This window comes from Verrucomicrobiaceae bacterium (assembly GCA_016713035.1).
In the GTDB taxonomy this organism is placed as follows: domain Bacteria; phylum Verrucomicrobiota; class Verrucomicrobiia; order Verrucomicrobiales; family Verrucomicrobiaceae; genus Prosthecobacter.
The window spans coordinates 252,926-278,302 of sequence record JADJPW010000004.1; the positions used below are offsets into that span (position 1 = coordinate 252,926).

Below are 25,377 nucleotides of genomic sequence, written 5' to 3' on the forward strand. Positions count from 1 at the left end.
GACTTATTGGGCCGTCCCTGGTGCCGGTGTAGGAGCGGGGGTGGGGGCTGGCGTTGGAGCAGGCACCGGAGCAGGAGCTGGTGTAGGCACAGACGGCAGGGATGGGGCGGCAGGCTCCTTCATCGCGGGCAGAGCAGGGGCCGTTGTCGTCGCAGGTGCGGAGGTCGTAGGGGCTGTAGTCGTGGGGCTCGTCGTCGCGGGTGCTGGCGTGCCACCTAGTGTGGGAGTGGCCCCAGCGGCTTTCTCGGCTGCATCCACGGCTTTCTTCTCTGCAGAGGACCTCGCACGGCTCCGTGCAGCGGCGTATTTCGCTGAATTCGCACGGGCGCGGGCTGCGGACTGCTTTTGATAAGTGGCGTAGTCGGGGCCTTTGCCGACGATCTTCACTGGTGTACCCAGCGCAGTGTGGGCGAAGAGGATGGGTGCCATTTTCGAAGGCAGGCGGATGCAGCCATGGGATGCAGGCCGTCCTGGACGAGAAATCGTGCCGATGTGCATGCCGATGCCGTCATTGGTCAGGCGCATGAAATACTTCATCGGTGCCGCGACGAAGCGGGCACCTGCTGGCAGGAAATCACGCCCCTGCTTGAAGTCGGAATTGATCAGGCCGCCTTTGGAGCTGTAGGCCTTGCCGTAGAGGTTGCTGACTTTGTCTTTTACTTTTTCGAGCACGGAGAAATCACCCGTCGGTGTGGGGTAGCTGCTGATGCCACTGGCCACATATGTCCAGCCTACGATCTCCTCGCCACTGTAAAGCGAGGCCCGCTGCGTGTCCGTATTGACGATGATGCTGGTGATGGGCTTTTCGCCGCCGGTCCACTCACCGGGATATTTCCATTGTTCCTTTTGAGCCTCCGCAGTCGGCAGGGCCGGTGGTGGTGGTGGTGCTTTCTTTCGGAAAGCTCCGCAGGAGGACAAAGTGACCGCCACGAGCATCAGCGCGGCGGAATGGAGAATCAGAGAGGAAGAGGCGTTCACAGGCGGCGATACTATCTTGCCCCTGCGGGATGCTCAAGCGGCCAATTCGCCTGGATGCGTGATCAGCACATCCGCTCCGTGCTCCCGCAGCTCCTTTTCACTGCGAAAACCCCACTTCACGCCGATCGCGGTCATACCGCTCTTTTCGCGAAAGCCATGTCGATGCCAGAATCGCCCACGTAGGCCATTTCGGAGGTCTGGAGGCCCAAAAGCGCCGCCATCTCGTGCGCACCATCGGGGGCAGGTTTGCGCGGCACCTCGGCCCGCTGGCCCAGAATGGCCTCAAACGTCACTTTGCCGAAAAAATGCTCCGTCATCGGCACCGTGAAGCGATGGGCCTTGTTCGAGATGACGCCGAGTTTCACGCCACGGGCCTTCAAAGCCGCGAGCATCTCCAAAATGCCCTCATAGGGCCGTGTTTGGGCATTCCAGAGCGTGTCATAGTGCGCTCTATATTCCTCTACGCAGGTATGAATGAGCGCTGTGTCCGCTCGGTGCTCCGCAGGCAGCGCCCGCTCCACCAGTTTTTCCATCCCATCGCCCACCATTTGCTTGAAGACCTCTTTTTCACATCGCGGGAAACCGCGTCCATCCAGCATGCGGTTGATCGACTCCGCGATGTCCGCGAGAGAGTCGATCAAAGTGCCGTCGAGGTCGAAGATATAGGCTTTTGGGGAGGTCATCCTTGCCATTGGCCCGCAATGGCGCGGCGATCAACTTTCTTGCGGATTTTCAGGCCTCTGGTTATGATGGGTGCATGATCGCAAGCAATCCCGAAACTGAACCGGCTTATGTGTGGGACGAAGAGGCTGTCCCACGCCCGGACGTTTCCAATCTCATCACGGAGGACGACACGCCTGTGGATAGCATTTTCGAGGAAAAGCAGACTCGTTTGCTGATCAGTTCACTCTATGACACTTGGGGCGTGGATTTTCCTTTTGTCGCTATGTCCAGGGTGGGCGTATTCACCGCATTAAACCGCCCGGCTGTCGTACCCGACGTGCTATTAACCACGGGTGTTCGTAGTCCGAAAGACATTATGCAAAAGGAGAGCGGCTCCTACTTTAGCTGGCTCTACGACGGCAAACCGCCCGAGGAGGTCATCGAAATCGTCTCCAACAAAAAAGGCAACGAACTGGGCTCCAAAAAACGCAACTACGAGCACATGGGCGTCACTTGGTATGCTGTCTATGATCCGATGACGCTCCTCTCCGACGAGCCGCTGCAACTCTTCGCTCTGGAACAAAGCAAGTATCGCAAACAGCCTGCGGATCGCCTACTTGGTGAAGTAGGCTTGGGTTTGGCTATCTGGGAAGGCGAGTTCGAAGGCACCATCTGCCACTGGCTGCGCTGGAAAATGGCCGATGGCAAACTCGTGCAGACTGGCAAAGAGCGTGGCGATGCCGAAGCCGCCCGCGCCCAAACCGAAGCCGCCCGCGCCGACAAACTCGCTGAAAAGCTCCGCGAACTCGGCATCGACCCAGCTAGCCTCGACTGACCTAGCTGCATGCTCACCGATTACCACACCCACACGCCGCTTTGCCTCCATGCCGAGGGCGATCCAGTCGAATACGCTCGCCATGCGCAGGCCATCGGTCTCGCGGAGATCGGACTTTCGGATCACAATCCCATGACTGCTCACTATGATGACTGGCGCATGCCTTTGAGCGGTCTGCCGCGTTATTTTGAGCTCGTGCAGCAGGCGCGGAGGCGCTGCCAGGCTACCCCATCCGCCTCGCGCTCGAGTGTGACCATATCGATGGCTACCAGCACTGGATCGACGAGACGGCGGGCATGGCGGAGTGGGATTACCTCATCGGCAGCGTGCATTACATCCACGACGGCATCGCGGTGGATGATCCGAAACACGTCTCCCGCTGGAAAAGCGCCACCGACATCGAGCACATGTGGGGCATGTATTGGAAGCTCTACGAGCAGATGATCCGCACGCGTCAGTTTGACTTCCACGCCCACCCAGATTTGGCGAAGCGCTTCGGCCTCCGCCCAGGGGGCGATCTGCGGCGTTACTATGAACCCGTCATCCAGGCCCTTGTCGATACCAATGGCATCATGGAGGTCAGCACGGCGGGTCTGCGCAAAGATGTGCGTGAGATCTACCCCGCCCGCGAGATGCTAGAGATGGCCTTTGCAGCGCAGGTGCCCATCGTCATCAATTCCGATGCGCATGTGCCCACGGATGTCGGTGCAGATTTTGACAAGGCCCTCGCACTCGTGCGTAGCGTCGGTTACACCACCACCGTGCGTTTTGAAAAGCGGGAGCGCATCATCGTGCCTCTGCCAGAGCTTGCTTGACTCAGCCTTTACTTCCGACGCTTGGCGATCTGCTGTGTTTGGCGAGTCTTCAGGATGGAATCCGCCTCCAGTACGCCGCTGAAATGCGTTAGCGGATACACGATGGAGCGCCGCCCGATCACGCAACCCGGGCCGATGACCGAGTTGCAGCCGATCTCCGCGTGATCACCGATCACGGCCCCGAATTTTCGCAAGCCGGTCTCCACCGCCTCCTTGGCGCCTTTGACCAGCACAGCTTGGCGATCCAGCCGCACATTGGAGAGCACCACGCCCGCGCCCAGATGCGCACGGTGGCCTAGGATGGAGTCGCCCACGTAGTTGTAATGTGGCACCTCACAGTCATCAAAGAGCACGCAGTTCTTGAACTCGCAGGAGTTCCCCAGCACGCAGCCATCACCCACGATCACATTTTGGCGCACATAGCAGCCCGCGCGGACCTCACAGTTCCGCCCGATCCAGGCTGGCCCACGGATCACGCAGCCGGGTTCCAGCACCGTGCCCTCATCAATAAAAACATCCTCGCCTAGGAACACCCCTGGCGGCACCTGCGTGCGGATTTCCCGCTGGAGGCGGAATTCCAGATACTGCTCGATGCGTGAGAGCGCCGTCCACACCGGACCCTCCTCTGGGAAAAGGATGCTGTGCTTCGTGTGCGAGAGGTCTAAATAATCGCGGGGCAGGAACATGCGCCTCTGATCGGCCCGCACCGCAGTGGTTTCAAGCTCGGGATGGCGGCGACCGCCACTCCAGCCAGCCGCCATGGGGGAAAAGGTTTGCCTCCAGCGGCCTTTTCGTGAAAAGGGCGGGCACGAATGGTCCCCTCCTCACTCATCCTCGGCACACGCGGTAGCGAACTCGCCCTCACTCAGACACGCATGGTCACGGCAGCACTCCAGGCTGCACATCCGGCTATGGCCGTGCAGCGCGAGATCATCCAGACCAGCGGCGACAAGCGCCAAGACCTGCGCTTTTCAGAATTCAGCGACGTCGCCCAGGTCGATAAAGGCATCTTCATCAAAGAGCTCGAAATCGCCCTCGCAGAGCGCCGCATCGACGCCGCCGTCCATAGCCTCAAAGACGTGCCTAGCGACCTCGCCGCAGGATTCGTCATCGCCGCCGTCCTCCCCCGTGCCGCCATCGAGGACGTGCTCATCACCCGCACTCCCTGCACACTGGAGACACTGCCACACGCAGCCCGCGTCGGCACCAGCAGCGTGCGGCGTGCCGCCCAGCTCAAGTGGCTACGCCCAGACATCGAAATCGTCGAAATCCGCGGCAATGTGCCCACACGCGTCAAAAAAGTACTCGGTGAGCAACCGCTCGACGCCGTCCTCCTCGCCGCCGCTGGCCTGCTACGCCTCGGACTCATGCAGGATGACAGTATCGAGCTCGACGGCCACCAATTGAGCGCACGCACCCTCGATCCCATCCACTTCCTGCCCGCCGCAGGCCAGGGAGCCATCGCCATCGAGTGCCGCGCAGGCGATGAGGCCGCCATCGCCGCCGTCCGCGCCCTCAACGATGCCGACACCGAAGCCCGCGTCACCGCCGAGCGTGAATTCCTCAAAATCCTCGGCGCAGGCTGCCAGACCCCCGTCGGAGCCCGCACCTGGATCACTGGAGGGAAGCTCCACATGGCCGTGCGCATCTTTGATGAGGCAGACCTATCCGCCCCGCCGCGTGAGCGCAGCGCCAGCCGCCCCATCGCAGAGGCAAAGGCACTCGCGCAGGATCTCGCTGCCTAGACGGCGATTCCACCAGCACATTGGCACGCATGGCTCCTTTCTCTCCGTAGAGTGAAATCATCCAAGCAGAAGCTCTGATTCTCTCGTACTTTCCTAGTCCCTCAAATCCTGCACCTATATGAATCTCGGCTTCGTCACCGCCATCCTCCCCGAACTCGACTTTGAAAACGTCCTCCAGTTCGCCCGGCATGAAAACTTCTCCTCCATCGAGGTCATGTGCTGGCCCGTCGGCAAAGCAGAGCGCAAATTCGCTGGCGTCACCCACATCGACGTCACCACACTGACCAAAACACACGCACAGGACATCCTCGGTCAGTGTCAGGATCAGGGCATCCGCATCAGCGCCCTCGGCTACTACCCGAACATGCTCGATCCCGATGCAGAGACCTCCCGCGTCGCCGTCGCTCACTTCAAAAAAGTCATCGCCGCAGCGCCCAAGCTCGGCCTCAGCAACGTCAACGGCTTCGTCGGTCGTGATTGGACCAAAACCATCGATGAAAACTGGCCGCGCTTCCTCAAAATCTGGAAACCCATCATCCAACACGCCGAAGACCACGGTGTGAAGATCGGCATCGAAAACTGCCCCATGTCCTTCACACGCGACGAATGGCCCGCAGGCAAAAACCTCTTCACCACGCCGCAAATCTGGCGCCGCGCCTTCAACGACATCGATTCGCCCAATTTCGGCCTCAACTACGATCCCTCCCACTTCATCCTCCAGGACATGGACCCGCTCAGCCCGCTCGCGGAGGTCAAATCGAAGCTCTTCCACCTCCACGCCAAAGATGTGAAGATCGACCGCAAAGCCCTCAACGAAGTCGGCCGCTTCGACTTCCCGCTGAAGTGGCACCAGCCGCGCATCCCCGGCTACGGCGACATCGACTGGGGCAAATTCATGGCCGAGCTCATGAGCATCGGCTACGACGGCCCCGTCTGCATCGAAGTCGAAGACGACACCTTCGGCAAAACCCTCGAAGGCCGCATGAAGGCCCTCAAAGTCGCCCGCAACGTCCTCGCACCGTTTTTCGGCTAGTTCGAAAGCCGTTTCGCCGCATCACCGCGCTGAAACTGCATCTGCGTCTTTTCCGCGCCATTTCGGAAATGCAGCAAATTGAGCTGATCCTCGAAAAGATCGCTCAAAACGCCATTTTGCAGCTTTGAGCCCTCCAGCCCCTCGGCAGCGAAATCTCGAAAAACAGCGTCAGCGTCGGATCGCCGCTCTTTTTCGTCTCAGCGTCGATTTGGCGGCCGATCCATGCCATTTCGACCTTTTTTCCTGCTGAATCACTCACCACAAAGCTCTTCGCCAGCCACAGCCTCGCCTGCGCATCAAACGCCTCTGCCGCCGTCTTCTCGATCCGCATCTCACGTTCACTCTGCCGCATCAGCGCCAGCTCCAGATCATTGATGAAGACCGTGAGGCTCACCTCGAGCTTCTTCGTCTCCGCATTCCACTCCGCCTCCGCTGTGGACTGGTGCAGCGAATGAGCGTGCACCAGTAGGGTCATGAGCAAAAGAACGCCGAAAATCCTATTCATGTTCAGGAGGTGGAAATCGCCCGAAAAAAGCTTCTTCGGAGCGGATCGCCAGTATCACCGCACGGTTCAGTTTCAGCGCCTCGACACTGGCACGCCCTGTCGCTGAGGTGCCGACCACCCGAAAACCCTGCCACCGAAAATGCGCGGACCATCTTTGCTTTCGCGGATGAAACAAAGCCGCCAGCCGCCCAGTTTGGGGATCAGGCGCGAGCTGCCTGGCTCCTTTCCGAAGCGAGCATGAAACACAGGCGAGCGCGAGGTTTTCCATCACCGTAAGCCCTCCATCCATCTCCGGTAGAATGTGATCGACATGAAACAGAGCCTCCTGCCCAGTCTGTGACAAGCAGCAATACTCGCAGTGATTCCCCGCACGCTGGGTCACTAGCCGACGGATCGACGCAGAGACAGTCATGTCGCGCTGCGGGTGAGCCGGCGGGCGCGGAGCTTCAGCAGAGAAATCCACTCCGCCATTTCCACCAGCCCCTCCGCCTCGCGGCGCTCCTTCACGGTGAGCTTATTACCCTTATCCTGACGGTCCAGCAGCTCTTGCAGGCGCCCTTGGACACCAGAAGGCAGCTTTAATCTGGCCAGGCTTCGTGTGGCAGGCATTTCGAGTTGGATTGTCTTGGGCATGGTCGGATTTTGCTCTGCAAAGTCTCAAAAGTCGAGATGGAACATGATCGGGATCATTTCTTCTCTTCTCCCTTCTTCACCTCCTCCGCTTTCTCCGGCTTCGTGACCTCACGCATCGGATTCGGGGCCTTGTCGTCCTTGTAGAGCTGGAATTTGCTCTTCACGGGACGGCGCGGCCAGAAGTTGTTCTCCACATCGGTGTCGGTCAGTTCCTGGCGCGGGTCGAAGGTGATAGCTTTGATTTCTTTTTTCGTGAAGATCAGCTTCGAGGCCTTCCGCGTGTCGAAACGCCAGATCTCCGCCGGGAGCTTCATCTCTTCGGAGCTGCCGTCCGTGTATTCGACCTTCAAAATGACTGGCGTGATCATGCCGCCGACGTTGCTGAGCTCGACGAGGTAAAAGTTGTGCTTCGTTTGAAGCAGTTTCGGATCAATTTTCTCCTCCTTGAGCTCCTTGATGAGGCTTTCGTACTTCTTTTTGTCGCTCGGCAGCACCGTCGTCTCGTCGAACGTGTCGTAGAAGTCCTTCAGCTCAGGAAAACGGTCCACACGCTTCGGTAGCGGGTAGTTTCGCTCTTCGCTGAGCGTCTTTGGCAGTTCGTCTTCCTCCTGCTTCTTCTTTTTCTTCTCCACCGCCGGATCGCGTGAGTCGAGCTGCATCCACTTCACCTCGTCGATGGCCACATCGACATGATCGACGCTGTAAAACCAACTGCGCCAGAACCAATCGAGGTCCACGCCGCTCGCGTCCTCCATGCTGCGGAAGAAATCACTCGGCGTCGGCCGCTTGAACATCCAGCGGCGTGAGTAGGTCTTGTAGGCGTGATCGAAGAGATCGCGGCCTAGAATGTGCTCGCGCAGGATGTTCAGCGCCACGGTGGGCTGGCCGTAGGCGTTCGGGCCGAGGTCGGCGATGCTTTCGCTGTTCGTCATGACCGGCACGCGGTCGGTGCTGCGCAGGTAGCTGACCATGCCACGTTCATCGCGGCGATGCTTCCAGTCGTTCTCCCATTCTTCTTCCGCCAGATATTCGACGAAGCTGTTCAGGCCCTCGTCCATCCACGTCCACTGCCGCTCATCGCTGTTCACGATCATCGGGAAATAATTGTGCCCCACTTCGTGAATCACCACGCCGATCAGCGCATACTTCGTGCGCTCCGGGTAGGTGCCATCCTTTTCCGGACGCGGGCCGTTGAAGCAGATCATCGGGTATTCCATGCCGCCGACGTGTTTGTTATTCACCGACCACGCCACGGGATAAGGGTAATCAAAGGTGAACTTCGAGTACACCTCGATCGTGTGCGCGATGGCATGCGTCGAGTATTTGTCCCAAAGCGGCATCGCCACCGTCGGGTAGAGCGACATGGCCATGACGGGTTTGCCATCCACCTTCGTGCCTTCCACGGCCATCGCGTCCCACACGAATTTCCGCGAGCTGGCGAAGGCAAAGTCTCGCACCTTGGCCGCTTTGAACACCCAGGTCTTCTTGCCCTTCGGTTTGCCCTTCTCCGCCGCCTTCGCCTCGTCCGCCGTGATGATGAAAACGGGTTTCCGCGTCTCCTTTTCGGCCTTCACCAGCCTCTCGCGCTGAGTGGCGGTCAAAACGGCCTCTGCATTGGTCAGCACGCCCGTCGCGCCGACGATGTGATCGTCCGGCACCGTCAGCCGCACGTTGTAATCACCAAACTCCAGTGTGAACTCGCCCGTGCCGAGGAACTGCTTGTGCATCCAGCCCGCGTAGTCCGTGTAGGCCGCCATGCGCGGGAACCACTGCGCGATGGTGTAGATGCAGTTTTTGTCCTCCTCGAAGAATTCATAGCCTGTGCGAGCTCCGATGCGGCTGCCGTCATTGATCGGGTAGCTCCACGCGATCTTGAAAATGAACTCGCCACCCGGTTTCAGCGGCTGCGGCAGGTCGATGCGCATCATCGTCTTCACAATTGCGTGATGCAGCTCCTTGCCTGCCGCATCGGTGAGTGAGCTGATCTTCAAAGCGCCATCATACTCCTCATAAGCCAGCAGCCGGTCCACCGCTGCGTAGCTCACCTTCGCCGGATCGATGCCCCGCTTCGTATTCGGCACCGCCCGCATGTCCGCATCATGCGCGAAGTAGTTCTGATCGAGCTGCACCCACAGATAGTCCAGCGTGTCCGGCGAAGCATTTTGATAGGTCACCGTCGCCTTCGCGGTGATGCTGCGCTTCACATCATCCAGCTCTGCGTCGATCACATAATCCGCCGTGTTCTGCCAGTAACCCGTCCCCGCCGCTCCCGAGGCGATGCGCTGCCCATTCGGCGTCGGCAGCATCTGCTCAAGCTGCTGAAACTTGCCCACCGGCGCACCGGATTGAGCCGCAGCCGAGCAAATGGCGAGAAGGGGGGAGCAGAAATCGCTTCATCATAGGGCCGTGACTCTCTCAAAGAGCGGCGGAAATGGCAAGTTAAGTGTCTGTATTCAGGCCTTAGAAAGGATTGCTCGCAAAAAAAGCTCGCGTAACAAAACACACAGCTAAAATATTCACGAGCCATGAAACTCTCACTTTATACCAAGGACAGTCTTAAATCGATGTCTCGGCTACAACGCGAAAGCTTGAAGCCCAAACTAGACGCATACCAATCGAAGATACTGGCCGAAGTAGACTCGATAAAGCGGATCAAAAATTTGATCCGAGTATTGGAAGACATTCCGGGCTACAAGACCGTGAACGAGTATATCGAAGAGAATCAAATCGAGTTAACCACGACTCAAAGAAGCAAAGTTGGGTTTGTACTCAAAAAAGGTGCCAACCGCCAAGAATGGGAACAAGGCCAAAAGACCGTGGAGACAAAGACTAAAGCACGGCAAGCTCGCCAGCCGACTTACGACCCCAAGATTATCAAGAAGGCTCTACGTGATGTTATCTCGCAAAACCTGAAATGACTGCTTTTGCAGAGGTTTTGATATACCAGCTGACAAATACCATCGCGGAGATTGTCCAGACAGCGTCTGGACAATTGTGCAGTCACTGCCTGCACAATTCACCCCACGCCCCCTTCCTTCCCTCTTGCCAGCCTCAGGGCGTTCTGATTGCATCGGCGCATGGAACCAAATGCTGATTTTCTTTCCCGTCGTGCCGCTTTGAAAGCCACCATCGCCTCCGTGGGGCTCACGGCGGCAGCGTTTGAGCCGGCGAGAGCGGCTCCGGCACCTGCGCCGGATGCGCGGCGCGGTTCGACGAAGAAGTATGACATGCTCAAGTCGATCAACCTGTGGGCGTTTCCGTATCCGGAACGCATGACGCTGCGGGAGTGCCTGCAACTCGCGAAGGACGCCGGATTCGACGGCATCGAGCTGAACTACGACCTCGACAACGACCTCTCGCCGAAACACGGCACCGCCGACTATGTGAAGATCCGCAAGATGGCCGACGAGATCGGCATTCAGATCAGCGGGCTGTGTTCCTTCCTCTTCTGGCCGTATCCGCTGACGAGTAATGACCCCGCGAAGCGTGCTCAAGGCATCGAGCTGGCCGGAAAGATAGCGCAGTGTGCGCATGACCTCGGCGTGGAGAATGTGCTCGTCGTGCCGGGAGCCGTCCACATCCCGTGGCGCACGGATCATGAGCCGGTGGCGAATGATGTGTGCGATTCGCGTGCCCGCGAGGCCATCGGCCAGCTCGAAAAGCAGGCGGCGAAACTCAACGTCTGCCTCAACATCGAAAACATCTTCTTCAACGGCTACCTCATGACGCCGATGGAGATGAACACCTTCGTGGACAGCTTCCACAGCGAACATGTGCGCGTGCATTTCGACACGGGGAACATCAGCATGTTCCAGTTCCCGGAGCACTGGGCCAAAGTGCTCGGCAACCGCACGAAGAACGTCCACCTGAAGGAGTTCACGAAAAAAGGCACCGACTTCAGCCTCGAAACCTTCCGCCCGCTGCTCGATGGCACGACGAACTGGCCCGCCGTCACCGATGCGCTCGCGGAGACCGGCTACAAAGGCTTTTTGACCTTCGAGTACTTCCATCCGTATGCCCATTACCCCGAGGCGCTAATCTGGCAGACCTCGGATTCGATGGATCGCATCCAGGGCCGCAAATCATGAGAGTAATGCTCCCGAGCCGAGCGGATGAGAAATGCGGTATTTGCTGCCTGAGAGTGCCAGCAAAGGAGGGGCATCAATCTCCGTACGCTCTCGGTAGAGCTTGGCAGGAAATCGCTGCTCGATTCTGCGCCGCTGCTGCGTTCCATGCGGGCTATGACCTCCCCAGTCCGATTCCTCGCTGTCCTTGCTCTCTCACTCGCGTCCACTCATGCGGAGCATGATGTCGTCATTTACGGCGGCACCTGTGCTGCGGTCACCGCTGCGGTGCAGGTCAAAAAGATGGGCAAGAGCGTGCTCATCGTCTCGCCGGACAAGCATCTCGGTGGCCTGAGCAGTGGCGGGCTGGGATTCACCGATACTGGGAACAAAGCCGTCATCGGCGGCCTGGCGCGGGATTTTTATCACCGCATCTACATGCACTACCAGAAGCCGGAATCCTGGGTGCAGCAAAAGCAGGCGGAATACGGCAACAAAGGCCAGGGCACCCCTGCCATGGACGGCGAAAACCGCACCATGTGGATCTTTGAGCCGCACGCTGCGGAGCAGGTCTTTGAGGACTACGTCAAAGAGTTCGCGCTCGAAGTGGTGCGTGATGAGTGGCTCGATCGCGAGAAAGGCGTGCAGAAAGACGGCGACCGCATCACCCGCATCACCACGCTCAGCGGCAAGACCTATGCGGGGAAAATGTTCCTCGATGCCACTTACGAAGGCGATCTCATGGCCGCTGCCGGTTGCGATTACCACGTCGGGCGTGAGGCGAACAGCGTCTATGGTGAGGAGCACAATGGTGTGCAGGTCGGCGTGCTGCATCACGGCCATCATTTTGGCAAAGTGAAGCCGCCGATCCCTGCGCGGGATGAAAATGGCAATGTTCTGCCGCGTGTGAGTGCTGCGCCTGTCGGAGAATTCGGCAGCGGAGACAAGCGTGTGCAGGCTTACTGCTTCCGCAGTTGCTACACCACGGTGCCAGAGAACCGCATCCCTTTCCCCAAGCCGGAAGGCTACGACGCGACGCAGTATGAAGTGCTGCTCCGCGTGCTGAACACGGGCTGGGGCGAGTTCTTTGAGAAATTCGATCCCATCCCCAATCACAAAACGGATACGAACAACCACGGCCCCTTCAGCTTCGATAACATCGGCATGAACTACGACTACCCAGAGGCCAGCTATGAGCGCCGCCGCGAAATCATCGCCGAGCACCGCCGCTATCAGCAGGGGCTGCTGTGGTTCGTCGCCAATGACCCGCGTGTGCCGAATAAAGTGCAGGACGAGCTGCGCCAGTGGGGTCTGCCGAAGGATGAATTCACCGACAATGGCAACTGGTCCCACCAGCTCTACATCCGCGAGGCACGTCGCCTGATCGGCAGCTACGTCATGACCGAAAATGAGCTGCGCAAAAAGAAGCCCACGCCCGACTCCGTCGGCATGGGCAGCTACACCATCGACAGCCACAATGTGCAGCGCTACATCACGCCAGAGGGCTATGTGCAGAATGAAGGCGACATCGGCGTCAGCACGAATGGCCCGTATGAGATCGCCTACGGCTCGCTGGTGCCAAAAAAAGGGCAGGGGAGCAATCTGCTCGTCCCCGTCGCCATGTCGGCCTCACACATCGCGTATGGCAGCATCCGCATGGAGCCCGTTTTCATGATCCTCGGCCAGAGTGCGGCCACGGCGGCTGTTTTGGCCCTCCAGGACGGCATTTCGGTGCAAAATGTGTCCTATGCCAAGCTGCGCGAGGTCTTGCTCCAAGACGGCCAAATCCTGGCCTACAGCGGCCCCAAGTCCGCACGCGGCACCGATGTGAAAAAAGTGCCCGGCATCGTCCTCGATGACGCTGACGCCAAAATCACCGGAAGCTGGAAAGAGAGCGGTGCGGCAAAAACCTTCCTCGGAGACGGCTATCGCCATGACAACAACACCCGCGATGGCCAGTGCAGCCTGCGATTTGAGCCCAAACTCGAAAAACCCGGCAAATACCGCCTCCAGCTCGCCGCTCCGCCGAACACCAATCGCGCCAGCAATGCCCCCATCGAGGTCCAGCACCTCGGCGGCGTGGAAAAGCTCCTCATCGACCTCAAAACCGGCCAAGAGGCCGATGGAGCCCACTGGATCGACCTCGGCACCTACGACTGCGGCAACGACACCGCCATCACCATCAGCAACACCGCCACCGATGGCTACATCGTCGTCGATGGCGTGCGCTGGCTGCCGGTGGAGTGAGTTCTTGTGCAGACGAGTGGACACAGAGGTAGATGTGTAGCCGCCAGCCGCTGGACCAGAGATCACGGATCCGATGCTGGACGCAACCATGTGCCTCATTTTCTTCGATGAATCTGGAAATTAGGAGGGGGGGACCTCGATCATACTCAGTAGCCAATTTTTGTGTTGGCGGCACTGATTGTACGGGTGTCCTCTTGGACCGCGATTAAGCGGGATCTGGAGCAGGTAATTGAGGCGGCTTTCCCATCGCAAGCGACTTCAATCACACCAAAACTGCCTAGCCGTAGCAAAGAAAACGTCCGCGCAATCACCTCCCCCGCCCCATCGCGGCGCGGGCGACCTCTTCATCGGCTGGTGATGAGCTATTTCGCAGGCCGCCATCTCCAGGACCTCATCTTTGGCGATCAAACCGCCTTGTGAAAAACTCCCGCTATCCCTCCCCGCCGTACTCGCTAAAACTGGCAGGCCGCCCCCGCATGTCTTCCTCCTTCGTCCATCTCCATCTGCACTCCGAATACTCGCTGCTCGACGGCGCGGTGCGGATCGAGCAGTTGATGAAGCAGGCGCAGAAGTTCGGTATGCCCGCCGTGGGCCTCACCGATCACGGGAACCTTTTTGGAGCCATCGACTTCTACATGGAGGCGGGTAAAACGAAGCCTAAGCTCAAAAAAGACGAGGTAGCCACGCCGGAGCAGCTGGCAAAGGTGGTGAAGCCTATCCTCGGCTGCGAGATCTACCTCGCGCCCGGCTCCATGCATGAAAAGCAGGAGGTCGCAGGCCGCAAACGGGCCTCCCACCTCACGCTTCTGGCTGCGACGAATGAGGGCTTCGATAATCTCTCCAAACTCGTCACCAAAGGCCACCTCGATGGCCAATGGTACAAGCCCCGCGTCGATAAAGACGTGCTCCGCGAGCACTCAAAGGGCATCATCTGCCTCAGTGGCTGCATCAATGGCGAGATCAATGAGTTCCTCCTCTCCGACCGCAAGGACGAGGCGGAGAAGAGCCTCCAGGACTTCCGCGAGATCTACGGGCCGGAGAATTTCTTCCTCGAAATCCAGGATCACAACACCGAGGCGCAGCGCAAGAGCGCCCGCCAGATGATCGAATGGGGCAAGCAATACGGCCTGCGCACCGTCGCCACGAATGATGTCCACTTTTTGAACCGCGAGGACCATGAGTCGCACGACATCATGATCTGCATCGGCACCGGGGCCAGCATCTACGACCAGAGCCGCATGACCTACTCCCCGGAGGTCTATTTCAAGAGTGCGGAAGAGATGCGTGCCCTCTTCGCCGAGGTGCCGGAGGCCTGCGATGCCACGCTCGACATCGCGGAGCGCTGCGAGGTGAAAATCCACCTCGATTCCACCTCCATCGACCGCTATCCGCAGTATCCCATGCCCGATGGCGGCGACCGCGCCGAGTACTTGCGCAAACTCACGATGGAGGGCCTTGAGCGCCGCTATGGCCGCGATCGTGCTTTGAATGACGAGGTGCTGCATCAGCGAATGGAGGTGGAGCTGGCCTTGCTGAATGAAAAGAACTTCACCAGCTACTTCCTCATCGTCTGGGACTTCATCAACTGGGCACGCGAGCACAACATCCCCGTCGGTCCAGGCCGTGGTTCCGCTGCCGGTTCGCTCGTCGCCTTCTGCCTCGGCATCACGGACATCGATCCGCTGCGCTTCGAGCTCGTGTTCGAGCGATTCCTCAATCCCGAGCGTGTGTCACCGCCCGATATCGACATCGACTTCTGCCAGACACGCCGCCCGGAGGTCATCCAATACGTCCGAGAGAAATACGGCGACCTCAGCGTCTGCCACATCATCACCTTTGGCACCATGGGTGCCAAATCGGTCATCCGCGATGTCGGTCGCGTGCTCGGCTGGAGCTACGGCGATAGCGATGCGCTGTCGAAGATGATCCCGAACGAGCTGAACATCGACCTCGAAGAGTCGGTGAAGAAAAATCCCGAGCTCGCCGCCAAGCTGGAGGCCGATGGCAATGCGCAGGAGCTTTGGCGGCACGCCACCTTCCTCGAAGGCCTCACCCGCGGCACCGGCGTGCATGCCGCCGGCGTCGTCATCGGCGATCGCCCACTCGACAACTTCATCGCCCTCACGCGAGACAAAGAAGAAGCCGTGCTCTCGCAATACGCGATGAAGCCGCTCACCGAGCTGGGCATGCTCAAGATGGACTTCCTCGGCCTCAAAACGCTGACGGTGATCCACGAGGCTGAGTACTGGATCAACAAACGCGTCGCTGACTTCCGGGTGGCCGATGCGCCGCTCGACGACCTCAAAACCTTCGATCTGATCAAGCGTGGCGAAACGGTCGCCGTCTTCCAGATGGAATCTGGCGGCATGGTCAATACCTGCAAACAGCTCGGCCCGGATACCATCGAGGAAATCATCGCTATTCTCGCCCTGTATCGTCCGGGGCCGATGCAGTTCATTCCCGACTACATCAAACGCAAAAAGGGCGAGGAGAAGGTCGAATACCCACATCCGCTGCTCGAAAAGATCGCCAAGGAGACCTACGGCATCTTGGTCTATCAGGAGCAGGTCATGCAGGCCGCCAACGTGCTCGCGGGCTTCTCCCTCGGCGGCGCTGACATGCTCCGCCGTGCGATGGGTAAAAAGGACGCTGCCGAGATGGCCCGCCAGCGACTCATTTTCGTCAAAGGCTGCCTGGATACCAATGGCATCGCTGAAAAGCAGGCCAACGCCGTCTTCGACTTGCTCGAAAAATTCGCGCAATATGGCTTCAACAAATCCCACTCCGCCGCCTACGGGATCGTCACCTACCGCACGGCCTATTTGAAGGCAAATTTCCCCGTCGAGTTCATGGCGGGCGTGCTCAGCTACGAAATCAGCAATCCCGACAAGATCGCCAATTTCGTCTCCGAGTGCTTCGAGATGGGCATCCGGGTGCTGCCGCCGGATATCAACAAGTCGGCTTTGAAGTTTGCGCCCGAATTCGTCGCGAATCCTGATGCTGATCCTGCCACGCAGAATCCCTTTGTGCCGAACTCGATTCGCTACGGCCTCTCCGCGATTAAAAACGTCGGCGAAGGGGCGATGGAGGCCGCGATTGAGGAAAGGACCAAAAACGGACCTTTCACCAGCCTCGAAGATTTCGCCGCCCGCATGGACAACCGCGCGGTGAACAAAAAGCTCATGGAGGCCCTGGTGAAGTCTGGAGCCTTTGATTTCACTGGCGAGCTGCGTGCCGTCATGTTTGCCAAATTGGAGCAAGTGCTCGCTTCGGCGGCCTCCATGCAAAAAGACCGCAAAGCCGGCCAGGGCGGGCTTTTCGATGACTTCGACCTCGGTAAGCCCAAACCCAAGAAAAACGAGCTCGCGGCCCCCTCCATCGTGTGGAGCACGGATGAGGTTCTAGCCTTCGAGAAGGAGCTTTTGGGCTTCTATGTCAGTGGGCACCCGCTGGACAGCTATCGTGGCCATTTTGACAGCCCGAAGCTCATCAAAATCGCCTCCATCGAGGAGATCGACACCAAGGAGAAGCCCAGCACGCACACGATCGCGGGCATTTTGAGCCAGCTCGAAGTGCGCTACTCCAAAAAAGACAACCGCCCCCTTCGCCACCTTCAAGGTCGAAGACTTCACTGGCGTGCAGGAGATGATGTGCTGGAGCGACGACTACGAAAAGCTCAAGGAAGTGCTCGCTAACGGTGCCGTGATGGCCTTCCGCATCCGCGTCAGCAAAGACCAAAAAACCGATGGCAACCGCTGCACCTGCAACGACGCCAAACCGCTAAAGCCGAAAGCGGCCAAGCCCCGCAACGCTGGCGATCCCGATCCCAGCCTGCCCCCACCACCAAAGCCCCCAGCCCCGCCGAAGCCCATCGTCCTGCGCCTCAACACCCGCCAGCACGATGCCAATGACCTGGAACGCATCGAAGAAGTGCTCCTGCAGCACCCAGGCACGCTACCCGTCTTTTTAGAAATCAGCCAAAATGGCCACAAGGCCCGCCTGGAGCTGTCTTCGAGCTTCCATGTCACTCCCAGCCCGGACTTGCGCCGTGCGCTGACGGTGTGGATGTGAAGATAGCCCGACAAGTGACTTTGAGCATGTCCGAGAGATCGCTTTCGAGGCCCACGCAAGGTGATGCCTCTCGTCATGAACCAGCTTTGTGAAAGCCACGGATTATTTCCCACAGATTGGTGTCAGAAGGACTCCCCCTACTGCTTTCAATAGATATTGAGTCAGCGAAGGTGAAACGCCTTACGCCCGGCAGGCGCAATCCTTTCACCTCCTAAACACCAGCATTACTCCCTTGCAAAAGCTGGCCCAATTTCCTAGTCTGAGGAGCTCTTATGCCCGCCAACTCACAGCTCACAGCTCACAGCTCACAGCTCACAGCTCACAGCTCACAGCTCACAGCTCACAGCTCACAGCTCACAGCTCACAGCTCACAGCTCACAGCTCACAGCTCACAGAGCGCAGCTCAGAGCCAAGCATGGGCAGCACCCCTGCCCGCCGAATTACAGCCTTACCTACCCACCTACCAGCTAGATTGTTTACTTGGTCAGGGCGGCATGGGGGCGGTTTATGCGGCTCGTCAAACGGCGCTGGACCGCCCAGTTGCCATTAAAGTACTCCCTCTAATGGCCGGCGGAGAGGACGGTTCCTACGCAGAGCGTTTCGTCACGGAGGCGCGGGCCATGGCGCGGCTGACACATCCCGGCATCGTCGCAGTGCATGATTTCGGGCAGACGGCCAATGGGTTGCTCTATTTCGTCATGGAATTCGTCGATGGTACGGATGTCCACCGCCTCGTCTCCGAGCAGGGAGCACTCTCCTCAGAGCAATCCTTGGCCATTGCCGCGAATGTTTGCGAAGCGCTGGCCTACGCACATGAGGCAGGTGTTGTGCACCGTGACATCAAGCCCGCGAACATCCTCATCGGGCATAATGGGCAGGTGAAAGTGGCCGATTTTGGCCTGGCCCGTGTGGATAGCCCTGCTGTGGGCCTCACGCAGATGAATCTGGTCATGGGCACGCCGGACTATGTGGCACCTGAGGCTCTGGTACTCGGCGTGATGGTGGATGCGCGGGCGGATCTTTATGCCGTGGGCGTCATGCTCTACTACATGCTCACGGCGGATGTGCCGCGTGGCATATTTGAGCCAGCTAGCCAGCGTGTGCCAGGACTGGACCCGCGGTTTGATGCTGTGATCACCCGTGCCATGCAGAGGGACCGGGAAAAGCGCTACCAAAGCGCCGCAGAGATGCAGCAGGCACTCACCGCCATCCACGACACGCCCTACGCCGCCACATTACCAGCACCTGTGGCCGCAGCCCCTGCCCCCTCTGGCCCCATGCGGCCCGCCCCACGCCCACCCGGCACCCATGCAGTCAATCGGGTGGCCGCGCCGCCACCGGCACCCGAGCGAGGCCTTGCCGCCAAGCTCATCCCCACACTCGCCGCGTTCGCCCTCGTTGCCGCAGGGGGCTGGTACATCTTTGGGAGGTCACCCACCGCCGTGCCTCCACCAGCCAGCCTCAGTGCCACTACCACCTCCACCTCGCCCAGCATTGCCGCGACGCCACCGGTTGCGCCCACTCCCCAGCCCAGCCACCGCCTCACCCAGGCAGACTTTGTCGGTGAGTGGACGATTGACTTAGAAAGCAGCAAGGACGATCGCCGCATCCTCACCGCTGGTGGCGAGGCTCAGCTCTGGAAAAAAGGCCACTTCCTTACCAAGGACGATGGCAAGCCGCTCTTCGCTGGCCGCTACTGGCAGTACAATGCCAAAGATGGCACCGCTGAGATGTTCCTGGATGACGGGAAGCTCATCGAAATCTGGCGGGCCAAGTCCGCCACAGAGATCGACATTGAGGACCGCTACTACGATCCCCCACGCCACTACAATGCCGTGCATGCCACTGACTCCTGGGCGGAGAACGCCAAAAAAATCACTGCTCCGCCTGTGGATTCACCTTTCATCGGCGAGTGGACCGCTAGTAGCGGCTTTGGCAGCGGCCAGTTTCGCCGCGTACTGCTGCCAGACGGTCACTTTGAATCGTGGAAGGACTCAAAAAGTGAAGGCTCTTGGTGGCGGGGCAACCACTGGCACAGTGTGGACGACGGCGTCGAAATCCGTAGCCCGGACGGCCTCTACTGGGTCAGCTTCAAAAGCGACGGCCCAGACCGACTCCTCCTCACCGACTCCACCCATAAGAAGAGCGAGCCCACGGCCCTTACCCGAGCCACCGATCCCTGGCACCCGAAAAGTCCGCGTCCTGCGCCGCCGCCCAAACCTGTGGTTGCTGAAAGCATGCCTGCGCCCGCTGCACCCGCAGTCCCTAAACTCCCAGCCGAGCTGGAGGAGTTAAAGACCACCTTTGATGCCGAACTGGATAAAACCGTCACCGGCCCGGCCCGCGCCTCCATGGCCGTGCTGAATCAGGGCTACCTAGCAGGCCTCCAGCGTGCGGCCACCGCCACACCTGCTCTCGCGGCCCACATCCAGCCAGAGACCCAGCTTCTCGCCGCAGGCCAGCCGCTCCCTGCGGACACAGAGGCCACGCCGGAGGCCCTAGTGAAGCTCCACATCATCTACCGCGCCGAGACATCCAAAATCTCCGAAAAGCGCACCTCCGCCCACCTCGCCCTACTCACCCCCTACATCACCCGCCTCATTCAGTTGGAGGCCCAGCTCACCAGGGCCAGCCGCATCGACGATGCCACTGCGGTCAAAACCTACCGTGAGGGCCTCAGCGCCGCCCTTACCGCCCAGCACTGAAACCAGCCCCAATTCCAAATCCCGAAAAAAACCACCTAACGAAACCCACGCCACAAGCATACCCACACCTGCATACTCCATGAAGCACATACGAACCACCCTCCTCGCCCTTGCTGCCACAGCCTGCTTGCATCCCATCAGTGCCAGCGCCGCCATCATTTACACCGATCTTTCCGAGCCCGGTCTCGTCTCGGACATGAGCGATCCCTACACCGACGGCGGTATTTTAGTCGGCAGCATCACCGCACCCGCCACCGGCACCATCTGGCTTGGCCCAGCAGAGTATCAAATGGCTGGGGTTATTTTTATCATAGGCGGCGGGGACGCCTCTCGCTCCATCACCTCCTCGCTCGGCATCCAGCTACGCATTGATGGTAATCCCGTCTATACCGCACCGGCCTATCTCACCGCCACCAAGCTCGTGACGGACATCAATCCAGGCGATGGAGATTTTACGGGTGAATACGCCTACAGTCGGACCGAAGCCGCCAGGAGTACTGGCCTCAGTGTCACCAGCGGCCAGACCATCAGTTGGCATCTACTCGTAGATGGACTCTACGACCCGAACGGCACGGGTGGTGACATTTCCTATGTGGACGGCTTCATCTCCAATCCCAACAGCCCTACGACAGAACTCCAGATCGGTGTGGAAACCGCCGCTGCGCCAGAGCCAGCCCGTGCCTGCCTACTCGCCCTCGGCCTGCTCCCCGTCCTCCTGCGCCGTCGGCGCAGGTAGTGAAGTGACCTCTGGATTCTGCTGCCAGCCATTCTGTTGCCAAAAAAGACAACACGGAGTGCTGAAATGCAGAACCGACTGTCCACCCTCCACCATGTTTTCGGCTTTTTGAAACCGCTAACGGGCCCACTAACCAGACGCTCATTCACAATCCATGCATCAGCGTCATGTCAGCGTCCTATTAGCGGTTAGAAAAGGCTCCATCCCCAGCAGGTATCCACAGCAATGGACAACCGCAGATGAAAGCCCCAGCCGCAGCCTTCATCCCTCCTCCCTTCTGAATCAGAAATCCAACCTCAAGCCACGCCCATGAAGCGCCCCACCTCCACGAACAGCTCCCGCCTGCCGATGCAGCACCCACCGCAGGAAATGAAAAAACCGCAGGCCAAATCCATCCGAAACTCATCTCTGCGGTTATCCCAATTGCCTTCTGCTGCTTCCGCTGCGCTCCAGAGCTGCGGTGTGGTTCTATCCATCTCTCTTCTCCCCGCTTTCCTCTTCCTTCTTTCCGCCCCGCTCCCCGCAGCAGAGCCGCCGGAGCTCATCCTGCTGCGCCAGCAGTATGATAAGATCGTTGCAGAGCGGGTCACGGCACCGTTTGATGCCGCCCTGGCCCTGCTCAATGGCAAATACACCACCGCACTGGATGCGGCCATCGCCGAGGCAAAAAAAGCGGGCAATCTCGCCCACGTCCTCGCCATCGAGGCAGACAAAACCGCCGTCGCTGCCAAGCAGCCCCGCCAGAGGCCGATGCGGACGATACGCCCGAGTCCCTGAAAAAACTCCGCGCCATCTATCGCGCCCAATACGGCAAACTCACCGAAGCCCGCAGCTACCAACCACCAAGCCTTTCTCCCCGCCTACCTGGACAAGCTCAAAGCCCTCGAAACCACCCTCACCCAAGCCGACCGCGTCGCCGAGGCGAAGGAGGTGATGATATACCGGGAAACAACTGCTGCAGGCTCAGCCGCTCCCACACTTGTGCCAATCAAAGAAGTCGCAGGCAACTCAGGTGGTGCTCCTGCGAACTCTACGATTCCCAAAGGCAATCACAAAGCTGCGGCTGACTGGGTGCGAAGTGTCAAAGGCGAGCTGGAACTCGAAGTGCGTGACAAAATCCAAGTCATCAAACCCCAGGATGAACTCCCTAAAGGCCAATGGAGCATCTACGGCATCACGCTAGATAGTCGTAATGGAGCAGGGCCGTTAGATTCAACGGGGCTAACAAATCTTGCAGGACTTGGTGGTTTGAAAAAACTGGTGATCGAGACATTTGAGCTAGCAGATGAAGATTTGGCCTTCATTGGCACTTTGACCGACTTGGAATCGCTTATCATCGGGCACAATGCAAAATTTCAGGGCACGCTCCTGTCCAGCTCTCCGGCACGAAAAACTCCGCCACGTTAGTCTCCTTGCGACGAGCTTTACCAATGAAGCAGCCGCAGCTTTGCCCAAGATTCGCAATCTGCAGTTTTTATGTTTGGGTGCCTGCCCCGTGAGTGATGCTTGTATTCCGCACCTCAACCAGTGCTCCAGTCTCACCCAATTATTTTTGGGCTCCACCCAAGTGAGTGTCCAGGGGTTCAAAGCTCTGACTGTAAAGCTCGAAAGGATCGGCTGCAACCTAGCCGGAAACATGCACTTATCAGAAATTGCACCCATCCTCTCGCTCACCCAGAAAAAGCTTCAGGCCATTAGTTTGGAATATGATGTTAGTGACAGTGATGTGGAGGCCATCAAAAAGCTCAATCAAATAAAGGTGTTGGAGGTAACTGGCGGATTATCTGAGTCAACATTCGCCAAGATCGCTGAGCTTTCCCAAATCGAAACCATCACTGTCTCTGGAAGTTTGGCAGTCCTGACGAACGCAAACCTTATGAAACTGGCAGGCATGAAACGCCTCAAAAAACTCGATATCCGATACGCCAGCCATCGTGACGGTTTGAATTCCGAAGGCATCGCTGCTTTCAAAAAAGAGCGGCCAAATGTGGAGTTCCTGACTGAGTGAGCCCTCCCTGCCCAAAGGCCAATGGCCGTTGATCGGCTTTACATTCTAATCGTGCCCATCTCACACTGTGCCCTCCAACCCCGCTCGTCTGAACTGCGCTGGTGGTGTGGATGTGAAGTTTTGAGGGTTTGGTGCGTTTACATCGCGCCATGAATACTCGCCGTCATTTCCTCGAAAAATCGCTCGCTGCTTCCACCGGTGTTTTTTACATCGCTAAAACCTCCTGGGCCCAAAAAAGCCCGGGGGATACGATCAACATGGCCGTCATCGGGTTTGGTGGACGTGGTGCGGGCCACATCAGTGGATACAAAGGTCTCAAAGATGAGGGTGTGCGCCTAGCAGCTCTCTGTGATGTGGATAGCAATGTGCTCAACAAGCATGTGCAAGCCCTCGATAAGGATAAAATCAAAGTCACGCCCTACTCAGACATGCGCCGTGTCTTTGATGATAAAAGCATCGATGCCGTGAGCATCGCGACACCGAACCATTGGCATGCACTGGCCTCCATCTGGGCCATCCAGGCGGGTAAGGATGTGTATGTCGAAAAACCCGTGTCGCACTGTGTGTGGGAGGGCCGCCAGATCGTGAATGCGGCGCGGAAGCACTCCAAAATCGTGCAAACAGGCACGCAGGCTCGCTCTAGCCGCTCGGGGCTGGCTGCGGCGGTGAAATACGTGCAGGAGGGCAATCTGGGCAAAATCCTGCTTTCACGTGGGCTTTGCTACAAGCGCCGCAACAGCATCGGTAAGGCGGAGGGTGAGCAAAAAGTGCCCGAGAGCGTCGAGTATGATCTGTGGTGCGGCCCTGGCCCGAAGAAGCCACTCACCCGCAAAAAGCTCCACTATGACTGGCACTGGACATGGGACTACGGCAATGGCGATCTGGGTAATCAAGGCATCCACCAGATGGATATCGCCCGCTGGTTCCTCGGTGAAGGTGAGCTGAGCCCCAGTGTGTGGAGTGTGGGTGGACGCCTCGGCTATGAGGATGATGGCGAGACGGCGAACACGCAGATCATTTACCACGGCTACGAAAAGGCTCCGCTGATCTTTGAGGTGCGCGGACTGCCCAGCGCCAAGGACAGCAAGGACATGGATAAATACAAAGGCGCTGGTGTGGGTGTCATCGTCGAGTGCGAGGGCGGCAGCATCGTCGTCAGTAGCTACTCCGCCGCGGTGGCTCTGGATAAAGATGGCAAGGAGATCAAAAAATTCTCTGGCAGCGAAGATCACTTCAAAAACTTCATCCACGCCTGCCGCAGCCGCCGAGTGGACGATTTACACGCGGACATCCTGGAGGGGCATCTTTCGAGCGCTCTCTGCCACACTGGAAATATCAGTCACCGCATCGGTCAAAAGGCGGACCAAGGTGCCATCATGGAGCAGATCAAAGGCAATGCCTTCGCGGCGGAGACCTTTGAGCGCATGAAGGAGCACTTGGCGAAAAACGAGGTCGATCTGACGAAGGATAAGCTCACCCTCGGCCCTATTTTAAAGATGAATGGCAAAACCGAGCGCTTCATCGATCACGAAGCCGCCAATGCCATGCTGAAGGACAACTACCGCGAACCCTACGTGGTGCCAGAGATCATGCTGTGATCAGCGGGCTTTCGCCAAGGCGGCCACAAAGGCTTTGTGAGCCGCCTTATGCAGCGTTTTCTCCAAGGAGAGGCTAGCAATGCTGCGGCATCCTGCTTGAGCAGCGCGGAGACATTCAGCCCGAGCCCTGGAAAGACTCGGCTGCGGATGTTTCCATCACGATCGGGCTTCACGGCGATGTATTTTTCATCTTCGAGCATGAACCAGTCAAAGGCCCGGTCCTGCGTGCGCCAGACGAGGTATTCCTTCACTCCGGCACGGCGGTAGGCATGCATTTTGTCATGCAAATCAAGTCCCACGCTGCTCGCAGCGACCTCCACGACGAGCTCCGGGGCTCCATGCAGATAGCCATCTGGTCCGATCCGGGCTTGGCCACCACAGGCACTATCGAGCATGAGTAACGCATCCGGCTGCGGCACATTGTCGGCATCGAATTTTGCCGTCGCATTCGCGGCAGCGAACACGCCGGGTGTGTGACTAGAATAGACCCCGAGCCAGGTTTGAACCATGTTGTCAGGAATAGCATGCTGCTGGATGCGGACGGGCGAGGGCATATGGACAGTTCCGTTGATGAGTTCGGCCTTTTTCACCTGCGGCATGGTTTCAAAGCGGCGCAGGAATTCCGTCGCCGTCATGCGGTCACCATTTTCCAAGAAGACAGGCTCCATGCGCGGCGTGGGCCTCACAGGGAGTGTCTTGCGGGAGCGTGGCAGAGTGGCGATCATACAGAAAGGATAGCAC

Annotated in this window: 19 protein-coding genes and 3 pseudogenes; 14 read left to right on the forward strand and 8 right to left on the reverse strand. The window is 58.7% G+C overall.

What is annotated here, in order from left to right; all coding sequences use genetic code 11:
* Positions 1-3 precede the first annotated feature (3 nt).
* Positions 4-978 (reverse strand): L,D-transpeptidase family protein, encoded by a 975-nt coding sequence (locus IPK32_15235; protein MBK8093298.1) that lies wholly within the window; start codon positions 976-978, stop codon positions 4-6.
* A gap of 131 nt (positions 979-1,109) precedes the next feature.
* Positions 1,110-1,661, reverse strand: coding sequence for an HAD family hydrolase (locus tag IPK32_15240; protein ID MBK8093299.1), 552 nt, complete (start codon positions 1,659-1,661; stop codon positions 1,110-1,112).
* Between the two features lie 74 nt (positions 1,662-1,735).
* On the opposite strand from IPK32_15240, the gene IPK32_15245 reads away from it, so the two are divergent.
* Positions 1,736-2,476, forward strand: a complete 741-nt coding sequence (locus IPK32_15245) for a Uma2 family endonuclease (GenBank protein MBK8093300.1) — start codon at positions 1,736-1,738, stop codon at positions 2,474-2,476.
* A 9-nt stretch (positions 2,477-2,485) separates the two neighbouring features.
* A pseudogene (locus IPK32_15250) lies at positions 2,486-3,291 on the forward strand (histidinol-phosphatase HisJ family protein).
* A gap of 8 nt (positions 3,292-3,299) precedes the next feature.
* Here IPK32_15250 and IPK32_15255 read toward each other — a convergent pair.
* Positions 3,300-3,977 (reverse strand): UDP-N-acetylglucosamine diphosphorylase, encoded by a 678-nt coding sequence (locus IPK32_15255; protein ID MBK8093301.1) that lies wholly within the window; start codon positions 3,975-3,977, stop codon positions 3,300-3,302.
* A 126-nt stretch (positions 3,978-4,103) separates the two neighbouring features.
* Between IPK32_15255 and hemC the strand changes: the two genes are divergently transcribed.
* Both hemC and IPK32_15265 read left to right on the forward strand, forming a co-directional pair.
* Complete coding sequence (hemC, locus tag IPK32_15260) at positions 4,104-5,036, forward strand: hydroxymethylbilane synthase (protein ID MBK8093302.1); 933 nt, start codon at positions 4,104-4,106, stop codon at positions 5,034-5,036.
* Between the two features lie 118 nt (positions 5,037-5,154).
* On the forward strand, positions 5,155-6,069 hold the full coding sequence (locus IPK32_15265; GenBank protein MBK8093303.1) for a sugar phosphate isomerase/epimerase: 915 nt from the start codon (positions 5,155-5,157) through the stop codon (positions 6,067-6,069).
* 103 nt (positions 6,070-6,172) lie between these two features.
* On the opposite strand, the gene IPK32_15270 is transcribed toward IPK32_15265, so the two are convergent.
* From IPK32_15270 to IPK32_15285, 4 genes are read right to left on the reverse strand one after another with little or no spacing between them, the layout of a single operon-like run.
* Positions 6,173-6,574 (reverse strand): hypothetical protein, encoded by a 402-nt coding sequence (locus tag IPK32_15270; GenBank protein ID MBK8093304.1) that lies wholly within the window; start codon positions 6,572-6,574, stop codon positions 6,173-6,175.
* Entirely contained in the window at positions 6,567-6,986 is a 420-nt protein-coding gene (locus tag IPK32_15275) for an HNH endonuclease (GenBank protein ID MBK8093305.1), read from the reverse strand. Before IPK32_15275 ends, IPK32_15270 begins: the two co-directional genes overlap by 8 nt.
* Complete coding sequence (locus IPK32_15280) at positions 6,983-7,207, reverse strand: hypothetical protein (protein ID MBK8093306.1); 225 nt, start codon at positions 7,205-7,207, stop codon at positions 6,983-6,985. Before IPK32_15280 ends, IPK32_15275 begins: the two co-directional genes overlap by 4 nt.
* 53 nt (positions 7,208-7,260) lie before the next feature.
* Positions 7,261-9,513, reverse strand: a complete 2,253-nt coding sequence (locus IPK32_15285) for a M1 family metallopeptidase (protein ID MBK8093307.1) — start codon at positions 9,511-9,513, stop codon at positions 7,261-7,263.
* Between the two features lie 219 nt (positions 9,514-9,732).
* On the opposite strand from IPK32_15285, the gene IPK32_15290 reads away from it, so the two are divergent.
* The 10 genes and pseudogenes from IPK32_15290 (at position 9,733) to IPK32_15335 (ending at position 24,636) form a co-directional block, all read left to right on the forward strand.
* Complete coding sequence (locus tag IPK32_15290; protein ID MBK8093308.1) at positions 9,733-10,125, forward strand: hypothetical protein; 393 nt, start codon at positions 9,733-9,735, stop codon at positions 10,123-10,125.
* Between the two features lie 159 nt (positions 10,126-10,284).
* Positions 10,285-11,295 carry a sugar phosphate isomerase/epimerase gene (locus IPK32_15295; protein ID MBK8093309.1) on the forward strand — a complete coding sequence of 337 codons (1,011 nt, stop codon included), beginning with the start codon at positions 10,285-10,287 and terminating at the stop codon, positions 11,293-11,295.
* Positions 11,296-11,448: 153 nt separating this feature from the next.
* Complete coding sequence (locus IPK32_15300) at positions 11,449-13,518, forward strand: FAD-dependent oxidoreductase (protein MBK8093310.1); 2,070 nt, start codon at positions 11,449-11,451, stop codon at positions 13,516-13,518.
* A gap of 476 nt (positions 13,519-13,994) precedes the next feature.
* A pseudogene (gene dnaE / locus IPK32_15305) lies at positions 13,995-17,589 on the forward strand (DNA polymerase III subunit alpha).
* A gap of 272 nt (positions 17,590-17,861) precedes the next feature.
* Positions 17,862-20,294 (forward strand): serine/threonine protein kinase, encoded by a 2,433-nt coding sequence (locus IPK32_15310; GenBank protein ID MBK8093311.1) that lies wholly within the window; start codon positions 17,862-17,864, stop codon positions 20,292-20,294.
* 79 nt (positions 20,295-20,373) lie between these two features.
* The gene (locus IPK32_15315) at positions 20,374-21,030 is read left to right on the forward strand and encodes a hypothetical protein (protein ID MBK8093312.1); all 657 of its coding nucleotides are present in this window, start codon (positions 20,374-20,376) and stop codon (positions 21,028-21,030) included.
* A 309-nt stretch (positions 21,031-21,339) separates the two neighbouring features.
* The gene (locus tag IPK32_15320) at positions 21,340-21,807 is read left to right on the forward strand and encodes a hypothetical protein (protein MBK8093313.1); all 468 of its coding nucleotides are present in this window, start codon (positions 21,340-21,342) and stop codon (positions 21,805-21,807) included.
* 204 nt (positions 21,808-22,011) lie between these two features.
* Complete coding sequence (locus IPK32_15325; protein MBK8093314.1) at positions 22,012-22,437, forward strand: hypothetical protein; 426 nt, start codon at positions 22,012-22,014, stop codon at positions 22,435-22,437.
* A 40-nt stretch (positions 22,438-22,477) separates the two neighbouring features.
* Entirely contained in the window at positions 22,478-23,038 is a 561-nt protein-coding gene (locus IPK32_15330) for a hypothetical protein (protein ID MBK8093315.1), read from the forward strand.
* A gap of 149 nt (positions 23,039-23,187) precedes the next feature.
* Entirely contained in the window at positions 23,188-24,636 is a 1,449-nt protein-coding gene (locus IPK32_15335; protein ID MBK8093316.1) for a Gfo/Idh/MocA family oxidoreductase, read from the forward strand.
* Here IPK32_15335 and IPK32_15340 read toward each other — a convergent pair.
* Positions 24,637-25,361 (reverse strand): annotated as a pseudogene (locus IPK32_15340) (Uma2 family endonuclease).
* Positions 25,362-25,377: the final 16 nt, after the last annotated feature.

What these genes read in the sequence shown, in the direction of transcription:
- IPK32_15240 (MBK8093299.1), bottom strand. Translation starts at nt 1,661, where the DNA reads ATGACCTCCCCAAAAGCCTATATCTTCGACCTCGACGGCACTTTGATC.
- IPK32_15245 (MBK8093300.1), top strand. Translation starts at nt 1,736, where the DNA reads ATGATCGCAAGCAATCCCGAAACTGAACCGGCTTATGTGTGGGACGAA.
- IPK32_15255 (MBK8093301.1), bottom strand. Translation starts at nt 3,977, where the DNA reads ATGTTCCTGCCCCGCGATTATTTAGACCTCTCGCACACGAAGCACAGC.
- hemC (MBK8093302.1), top strand. Translation starts at nt 4,104, where the DNA reads ATGGTCCCCTCCTCACTCATCCTCGGCACACGCGGTAGCGAACTCGCC.
- IPK32_15265 (MBK8093303.1), top strand. Translation starts at nt 5,155, where the DNA reads ATGAATCTCGGCTTCGTCACCGCCATCCTCCCCGAACTCGACTTTGAA.
- IPK32_15270 (MBK8093304.1), bottom strand. Translation starts at nt 6,574, where the DNA reads ATGAATAGGATTTTCGGCGTTCTTTTGCTCATGACCCTACTGGTGCAC.
- IPK32_15275 (MBK8093305.1), bottom strand. Translation starts at nt 6,986, where the DNA reads ATGACTGTCTCTGCGTCGATCCGTCGGCTAGTGACCCAGCGTGCGGGG.
- IPK32_15280 (MBK8093306.1), bottom strand. Translation starts at nt 7,207, where the DNA reads ATGCCCAAGACAATCCAACTCGAAATGCCTGCCACACGAAGCCTGGCC.
- IPK32_15285 (MBK8093307.1), bottom strand. Translation starts at nt 9,513, where the DNA reads ATGCTGCCGACGCCGAATGGGCAGCGCATCGCCTCGGGAGCGGCGGGG.
- IPK32_15290 (MBK8093308.1), top strand. Translation starts at nt 9,733, where the DNA reads ATGAAACTCTCACTTTATACCAAGGACAGTCTTAAATCGATGTCTCGG.
- IPK32_15295 (MBK8093309.1), top strand. Translation starts at nt 10,285, where the DNA reads ATGGAACCAAATGCTGATTTTCTTTCCCGTCGTGCCGCTTTGAAAGCC.
- IPK32_15300 (MBK8093310.1), top strand. Translation starts at nt 11,449, where the DNA reads ATGACCTCCCCAGTCCGATTCCTCGCTGTCCTTGCTCTCTCACTCGCG.
- IPK32_15310 (MBK8093311.1), top strand. Translation starts at nt 17,862, where the DNA reads ATGCCCGCCAACTCACAGCTCACAGCTCACAGCTCACAGCTCACAGCT.
- IPK32_15315 (MBK8093312.1), top strand. Translation starts at nt 20,374, where the DNA reads ATGAAGCACATACGAACCACCCTCCTCGCCCTTGCTGCCACAGCCTGC.
- IPK32_15320 (MBK8093313.1), top strand. Translation starts at nt 21,340, where the DNA reads ATGAAGCGCCCCACCTCCACGAACAGCTCCCGCCTGCCGATGCAGCAC.
- IPK32_15335 (MBK8093316.1), top strand. Translation starts at nt 23,188, where the DNA reads ATGAATACTCGCCGTCATTTCCTCGAAAAATCGCTCGCTGCTTCCACC.